This window comes from Nostoc sp. CHAB 5836 (genome assembly GCF_020829445.1).
In the GTDB taxonomy this organism is placed as follows: domain Bacteria; phylum Cyanobacteriota; class Cyanobacteriia; order Cyanobacteriales; family Nostocaceae; genus Nostoc.
The window spans coordinates 1-6,505 of the sequence record NZ_JAIVFV010000266.1; the positions used below are offsets into that span (position 1 = coordinate 1).

Genomic DNA, 6,505 nt, shown 5'->3' on the forward strand with positions numbered 1-6,505 from the left:
AGTGCTGCAATCTCGCCACGACTGAGCCGATTGAAAGTGGGGATTGTGGCTGCGGTGAGCCAGCTATCAATCTCTGTGTGTGTAAGCAAACATCTGTCCAGAAGAGCGGGAAACCCATCATTGCCTCTACTAAATGAGGATTGAGGGCGCGAGAAGTCGCTATATCCAATCCTGCGGCTACATCCTTGAGATTGGGCGGACGCTGTTTGTGTAACTGGTAGGGGCTGCCGCTTTTCCAGTCGCTGGCAATTGGCGTGGGTAGCATCACCGCCGCCGATAGATGCAAGGTTTGTCCCGGCTTTCTCGTAGTGACTCCAGGATGTATCCCGTCGGTCGCTTTGGGAGTTGGTAGCAATAATCCAAACTCTTTCTCGCTTGTGGACAGCCCCCACGGATGCAGCAGAAATAATTCCCCATTCGACATCGAACCCCAACGAGGTAAACTGCCAGAGTACGGCACGGAAAAATTCACCCCCTTCAGCAGTGATGAGTCCGGGAACGTTTTCCACAATCGCCCAGTCTGGTCGAACACAGCAAAGGACTCTGAAGAATTCGCCGAAGAGATTGCGCTCGTCCTTCGAGGCAAGACGTTTTCCGGCGAGGCTGAAGGGAGGGCAAGGGAGTCCGGCGATGATGCCGTCAATATTTCCAACTCCGATTCTTGCCAAAGACTCAACTGTAATATCATGAATGTCCGGGATAATTGGAATTTGTGGGAAGCGTAGACCTAACACCTGCTGGCAGTACTGATTAATCTCGCAAAATGCCACAGTTTCAAAACCGCCACTAATCAGATGACCAAGGGTAAAGCCACCAATACCAGAGCAGAGGTCAAGGACTTTTTGAGTTTTGAGGGTGGTAATTTGCTGTGTCATTCCAACTTCCCGACTAGGTATTCGATAGCGTTTTTATCAATGGCAGCAATGCGGTTTTTAATACGTTAACAATTCAAAATTCAAAATTCAAAATTCAAAATTATTTAGGATTGTTTTGCTTGGTTTTGACTATTATTGATGCGATTATTTTGATGAGTTCTTCGCTTTCAGTTAGCAAGGACGACAATTTTGATGGTTCTATGATTTGGGTACTTATCATGATTCTCAGCCAATATCTTGTTTCTCTAGCTTCTTTAAGAGCAATTTCTAGTTTATGTACAAAATCAGCTTTGCTTTGAGCAGATTGAGATTCTTCGACGTTTGCCCCTATAGAGGTTCCAGACCTAATTAATTGTTTATACAAAACTCGTCCTACTCCTGGTTTTTCATCTAATACTTTGCATAAATTGACTATTCTAACGGCAAAATTGAATGTTCTATCTGTAATATCTTTTTGTTGACTCATTGCTTTTTATTCCCTCTGTTATAATTGTGATTATTTCATGGATAAAATTAATAAACTACTCTTCTTACATTTTGAATTTTGAATTTTGAATTTTGAATTACCCGAAGGGGTTTACCCAACTCCAAACAGTTGCTGAATTGAGTTGCAGAACTCTGGCAATTTCGCAGCAGTTGTAATTATCAACAATGGGACGTGCGGAGTATCCTAAAAAGCGTAATTTGTTTTGAATAGCTGATGTTGAGCGGGTGTATCCTTTGATTTTGAGGCGATAAGCTATTTGCTTAACAGTGTAGAGACAAGCCATTTCTTCAATGATTGCTATTTCTTCGTAAGTCCATTTTGTATTCATCTGATTCACTCCTAAATCTGTGCAGACTTGGCAGAAAACTCTTGATGTACAATTCGAGCGCTGATAGATTCAAAGTCCACCTGAGCAATCTTCAAGTCAATCAGCATTTCTCCACTGTTATAGAGGTCTGTAATGTGCTGCTTAATTGCCGACTCTGACAGCCCATCAGGAATATTTAGGTGCGCAACGCTGATGATTTTATCTACTACTGTGACAATGACCGAAACAATTCAAAATTCAAAATTCAAAATTCAAAATTGAAGAATAGCTCAGTAATTTTGAATTAATTCAGGTAGAAGCCCCTAAATTTATTTATGGAGATAAATATTTATAAACTTGTTGCTCAAGCCCCTGCATTTATGCATGGGGTATTAATTTTGAATTTTGAATTGATAATTTTGAATTCGAGCGAAGCGAGTGACTTTCATGGTTTAATTCCTATCTGATTAATTCAGGATTCAGAAATAAAACTTCTTCTGAATCCTGACTCTTGATTTACACTGCCCCAGTTTTCACGGCTTGCACCTGTTGCATCCATGCGCTGATTGCTGTTAACTCATCAGCCCCATTAGCAACAGCATTAATCACTTCTTTTTGATAAGAAGATTCCGCTTGATTTGGATGCTCACACTTATCAGATGCCCAAGCCAAACACATCGTTTTTATCAGTTCATCAATCTTGCTGATATTTAATTGACTGGGATTAGTAGCATTTTGAAATTCCAACCACTCTCTGACCAAATCGAGGGGATAATCAAGCAAGGTGCGAATCTGTTTTACTCGTATGTCTTGTGTGTGTACTGCTTGAGGAACTACGCTAAGTTTCGGTGTGGATGAAGTGCCACTTAAGCGAAATTGAATATCATGAATGATAGTTGCCCAGTCTGCATCTTTATCCCATTCTCTACGAATACGTACACGCGTTACTGCATCGTAAAGCCGACAAAACACTACGTTTTCTTCTCCAGCAGCAACAGAAATAATTAGCGGTTTCTCAAAATCTTGAACTTGGGATGCAGCTAAGAGGAATGTTTTAGAAAAGTTGGTTTCTATGCCAGTTCTGACAATGTAAATTTCATCGGCTCTGACAACGATGTCTAACTTAATGTTGTCTTTGCCTTTAAATTCTTTCGTCGTTAATCTCAGTTCTGATATATAACCAGTTAGCCCTCTTTCTAGAACAGGAATCGTTTTATCCTTATCCATATCGTAGTGATACCAGAGATAGGATTCACCGCTTAATTCTCCGTTTTTGACGTAGAGATAAATCGGTGATGGTGGGTGGCATAAACCTAGTTTGATTTCAGTAGTCATGTTTTTTTGGTGGTGATAATTAGTGGTTTGTAGTGGAAGAGAGCTTTCTAAACAGAATCTTGCTGATTGCGGTCTAGCTCCCATTGCAAATAAATAAGCGCAGTTTGAGCATCGGCAATATTTAAATCAGGGGTGTATCCCTCGTCCAACAGTTGCTTGTAGTCTGGATGGCAAGCAATAAGGGATATCAGGGTTTGGGCAATTTCAAGTAATTGGCTGAGATTGGGATTAGACATTTCTATGCCGAGTCTGGAACATAAATGTCTGGCTTTCACCCCGATGGTTCCTGGTTCAATTTCCGTTTCTAACTCTTCAAGTAGTGATTGAAAATCAGGATGTTCATCGTTAATTTCAATCTCAAACAAATCTGCGCTCTTTGTAATGACAGTTGCCCAATCGGGTAATGTTGCTGGAATAGTTCTGGTGTAAAGTTTCATAATTTTCTCCTTTGGAATTAACAATCCTCTGCAATCTCCAACAAAAAGCCGCATCCAGTGTTTTGTACTTGCACCACTTCTCTATCCAGCAGTGTTTGAATAACTGAGTTTGATACTTGGAATTGGAGAGAATGCAGAGGAACGCAACCGCCACAAAGCTGAAGTAAACGCAGCAGATGATTCGCTCTACGGTCAAAGTTACTGTCAACCGTATTAGGCATTTGGGCTACCTCCTCTGATTGCGGCTAACTGTTGTTGGAGAATTGCTGTTTGGTACTGATAAAACTCAATCTCTGCGGTGATTTGTGAGACTAATTCCTCTGGAGAGAGCGTTTGAATTTGATTCTCTTCAAAGTGGAATAATTCGTCAGAATTTTTCCGATCCATCAGGGCGTAGCGCCAACCATGACCAAATTGTTCGGCTAATTCAGTACCAGTGGGGTAGTAGTGAAGCCCCAGAATGATGCCCTGTTGTGTACGTTGATTCAAAGCAAAGCGCGGATATTCCCAGTGTTTGGGTATCGTAATTGTGGGTTGCATTGATTTATGATTGGTGAGAATGTGCTGGCGATCGCTGTTGGTGGTGTCTGTCAAGCGATCGCCTTGTGTGCGAGACGCCGCCACTAGTTACAAAGCTGGCTCATACTCCCGTAACCGTTGCCATTCTTCGATTGTCAATTCATCAAACGGTCGGTCTAGCAGTTCCGAAAAGTCAGCCGCTTCTACATGGGGTACAGTGTCCACCATCGACAGCCACCAAACTGCTGACATTGCCGAATCACACGGTAGTTGCTGACATTCCCCAATACGCATTACCCACCAAGAGCCATTGGTGCATCCGACTTCACCCAGTTTCACGTCGTTGTTGTAAATACCATCGTCAAGGATTTCAAAGCCGTACTTTTCGCACTCGTTGAAAATCTGGCACATGATTGCGTTCTCAGTGGGGCAAACTTCTTCTGGTAAGGTCGCTTCTACCTCTTGCACTCTTAAAGCGAACCAATTCCGGTCAAAGGCTAAACGTCCGCCATTGAGGAACTGCACCCATACAGTGATGCCACCTTCAATCCAGATGGTACGAACTGATTCGGGTATCACCTGAATTATCTCGCCAATGATGCGACGGTCACGATTGGTCAAGGGGTTTTGTCTGGGGGCTACAGCTTGGGCTTGGGTTGCGAGGTGGTGGTTTACTTCTGCTTGGACTGTGGCTTGTTTGTCACGAGAAGAACTAGGAATTGCTTGCTGTGTATGTGTTGCATGGTTCATAATGGAAATCTCCTTAATCGGGGAAAAGGCGATCGCAAACTTTGGACGGTGGGCGATCGCTTTTGTTTTCTGGCAGAGTGCTGTGTTAGGAACAAGGCACTCTAATGAATTCAGTTTTGCTGCAAATAAGATTTCTAGACAGGCTGATTAGCAAATAACCAGTTTTTTAAGACTTGGTAGGTCACCCCGATCATCTTTGCTCCCCTTGAGCATTACAAGTTTGGCTGACGGCTGCTATTCCTGGTGGTACTTGGTTTTGTAGTTAGTTGAATGAGTCAATGTTTGGTAATTTGGCTTGCGAACCCTTAATTGCGTTCGGGTGCAGACGGTTCGTTTTTTCTTGCCCTCACCTTCACAAGGTTAGTACATCCATTAGTAGTAGTCAATGGGGTGGTAGTTATTTTGAGATAGAAATTTGTAATACTACTATTGGTTGCACATAAGCAACTTTAATACCAATAGATGTAAGTCCTACATATTTACATCTAATAGTAGTACCACTATAATCGGAGTATTATTTGCAGAGGATGATTGTGTTTATCGCATTAAAAAAGTTGAGAGAGGCTGCGGGTCTTTCTCAGAATGACCTAGCTAGAAAGACTGGTTATAGTCCTCAGTTCATCCAAAAAATTGAACAAAATAAGGTTAAATCACTCACATTAGATGCAGCAGCAAGATTCTGTGAAGCCCTTAATTGTAAGCCTGGAGACTTGCTTGAAGAAGGTTCGCCACCCAAAAGATTAAGGATAGAAAAAGGTGTCACTCTCAATTCTCAAGCAGAAACAGAAACTTTAGCGAATAGAAGGAAAATTCTGGGCGAAAGTGCAGAAGTTGATCTATTATTTGCAGCGTAAAAGCTAGAAGCGACCGCCCGCCGACCAAAGCAATGCGATCGCCCCCTTTGTTACGCCACTAGTTCAAAAGCTCGTTTATACTCCCGTAACTACTGCCATCCATCGGAGTCAACATCTCAAATCGGCGGTTCAATAATTGGGTTTGTGCGACTGCTAACCGCCAAACAGCAACAAGGGCAGACTGACAGGCGACGCGCTCCTGCTCTGCTGCACCCACTACCCACCAAGAGCCATCGGTACATCCGACTTCGCCCAGTTTCACCTCGTTGTTGTAGATCCCATCGTGGAGGATTTCAAAGCCGTATTTCTCGCACTCGTTGAAAATCTCCGCCATGATTGCGTTCTCAGTAGGGGAAGAGGACAAGGAGCAGGGAGCGGGGTGCATGGGAGAGAATCTTTCCCCCTTGCACCCTGCGCCCTGCCCCCCTGCCTCTTCTTGTACTGGTAGCGTGCCGTCTTTGTAGTGTGAGCAGATGTAATGGTGACAAAGTATGTTCGTAGAAGCACGGTGGACTTCCTTGTTGTTCACCATCACCACCCAAGGTCGCGTTAGGTCGTTGTCGTAACGGATTGCGGCGATCAACTTATCCCCAGCGTAGTATTCGTGGTCGTAAAAACTGATTTCGATGGGTGTCAGTGGTATTGAGGCAGGGGTGATGAATTTCTCAGGGTGGGCGGACTGGTAATCGGCGATCGCTCTAATCCAAGAATCCTTGCAGCGCTTGTCGCTTACCTCGACTGTGCAGCCGATTTCGCTGTAGATTTGCTTCAGGCGTGCTATGGATTTGTGTTGTAGCTGTTGTTGGCTGTAGATCCCACATTCCGCACCCCTTACTGTCATAAGCGGTTATTACGGTAATAAATGAAAATCACAAGAATAAAATAATACATAAAAGGATATTTGAGGAATAAAAGTGGCACGAATCTTATTCTCAATAAGA

At 43.3% G+C, this 6,505-nt stretch carries 11 protein-coding genes; 2 read left to right on the plus strand and 9 right to left on the minus strand.

Translation table 11 applies throughout. The features are described 5' to 3' along the window. The 8 genes from LC605_RS30260 to LC605_RS30295 form a co-directional block, all read right to left on the minus strand. Window positions 1–875 (minus strand): DNA cytosine methyltransferase (locus tag LC605_RS30260; RefSeq protein ID WP_229551122.1); only part of this gene is annotated, 875 nt, incomplete at its 3' end. A 100-nt stretch (window positions 876–975) separates the two neighbouring features. Then, entirely contained in the window at window positions 976–1,341 is a 366-nt protein-coding gene (locus LC605_RS30265) for a four helix bundle protein (RefSeq protein WP_229551123.1), read from the minus strand. Between the two features lie 97 nt (window positions 1,342–1,438). Continuing rightward, window positions 1,439–1,690, minus strand: a complete 252-nt coding sequence (locus tag LC605_RS30270) for a hypothetical protein (protein ID WP_229551124.1) — start codon at window positions 1,688–1,690, stop codon at window positions 1,439–1,441. Window positions 1,691–2,185: 495 nt separating this feature from the next. Next, window positions 2,186–3,004 (minus strand): hypothetical protein, encoded by an 819-nt coding sequence (locus tag LC605_RS30275; RefSeq protein WP_229551125.1) that lies wholly within the window; start codon window positions 3,002–3,004, stop codon window positions 2,186–2,188. A 47-nt stretch (window positions 3,005–3,051) separates the two neighbouring features. After that, window positions 3,052–3,441 carry a hypothetical protein gene (locus tag LC605_RS30280; protein ID WP_229551126.1) on the minus strand — a complete coding sequence of 130 codons (390 nt, stop codon included), beginning with the start codon at window positions 3,439–3,441 and terminating at the stop codon, window positions 3,052–3,054. A gap of 17 nt (window positions 3,442–3,458) precedes the next feature. Then, the gene (locus tag LC605_RS30285) at window positions 3,459–3,662 is read right to left on the minus strand and encodes a hypothetical protein (RefSeq protein ID WP_229551127.1); all 204 of its coding nucleotides are present in this window, start codon (window positions 3,660–3,662) and stop codon (window positions 3,459–3,461) included. Continuing rightward, the gene (locus LC605_RS30290) at window positions 3,655–4,065 is read right to left on the minus strand and encodes a hypothetical protein (RefSeq protein WP_229551128.1); all 411 of its coding nucleotides are present in this window, start codon (window positions 4,063–4,065) and stop codon (window positions 3,655–3,657) included. The genes LC605_RS30285 and LC605_RS30290 overlap by 8 nt, the downstream gene beginning before the upstream one ends. 3 nt (window positions 4,066–4,068) lie before the next feature. Further along, on the minus strand, window positions 4,069–4,710 hold the full coding sequence (locus LC605_RS30295; protein ID WP_229551129.1) for a hypothetical protein: 642 nt from the start codon (window positions 4,708–4,710) through the stop codon (window positions 4,069–4,071). A gap of 1 nt (window position 4,711) precedes the next feature. Between LC605_RS30295 and LC605_RS30300 the strand changes: the two genes are divergently transcribed. Together LC605_RS30300 and LC605_RS30305 are read left to right on the plus strand one after the other, a co-directional pair. Then, complete coding sequence (locus LC605_RS30300) at window positions 4,712–4,861, plus strand: hypothetical protein (RefSeq protein WP_229551130.1); 150 nt, start codon at window positions 4,712–4,714, stop codon at window positions 4,859–4,861. A gap of 376 nt (window positions 4,862–5,237) precedes the next feature. Next, the gene (locus LC605_RS30305) at window positions 5,238–5,564 is read left to right on the plus strand and encodes a helix-turn-helix transcriptional regulator (RefSeq protein WP_229551131.1); all 327 of its coding nucleotides are present in this window, start codon (window positions 5,238–5,240) and stop codon (window positions 5,562–5,564) included. Window positions 5,565–5,622: 58 nt separating this feature from the next. Here the strand turns inward: LC605_RS30305 and LC605_RS30310 are convergent, their stop codons facing one another. After that, entirely contained in the window at window positions 5,623–6,405 is a 783-nt protein-coding gene (locus LC605_RS30310; protein ID WP_229551132.1) for a hypothetical protein, read from the minus strand. Window positions 6,406–6,505 lie beyond the last annotated feature (100 nt).

Excerpts from the sequence above, each read along its gene's own strand:
- LC605_RS30270 (WP_229551124.1), bottom strand. The coding sequence starts at position 1,690 with ATGAATACAAAATGGACTTACGAAGAAATAGCAATCATTGAAGAAATG.
- LC605_RS30275 (WP_229551125.1), bottom strand. The coding sequence starts at position 3,004 with ATGACTACTGAAATCAAACTAGGTTTATGCCACCCACCATCACCGATT.
- LC605_RS30295 (WP_229551129.1), bottom strand. The coding sequence starts at position 4,710 with ATGAACCATGCAACACATACACAGCAAGCAATTCCTAGTTCTTCTCGT.
- LC605_RS30310 (WP_229551132.1), bottom strand. The coding sequence starts at position 6,405 with ATGACAGTAAGGGGTGCGGAATGTGGGATCTACAGCCAACAACAGCTA.
- LC605_RS30280 (WP_229551126.1), bottom strand. The coding sequence starts at position 3,441 with ATGAAACTTTACACCAGAACTATTCCAGCAACATTACCCGATTGGGCA.
- LC605_RS30305 (WP_229551131.1), top strand. The coding sequence starts at position 5,238 with ATGATTGTGTTTATCGCATTAAAAAAGTTGAGAGAGGCTGCGGGTCTT.
- LC605_RS30285 (WP_229551127.1), bottom strand. The coding sequence starts at position 3,662 with ATGCCTAATACGGTTGACAGTAACTTTGACCGTAGAGCGAATCATCTG.
- LC605_RS30265 (WP_229551123.1), bottom strand. The coding sequence starts at position 1,341 with ATGAGTCAACAAAAAGATATTACAGATAGAACATTCAATTTTGCCGTT.
- LC605_RS30300 (WP_229551130.1), top strand. The coding sequence starts at position 4,712 with ATGGAAATCTCCTTAATCGGGGAAAAGGCGATCGCAAACTTTGGACGG.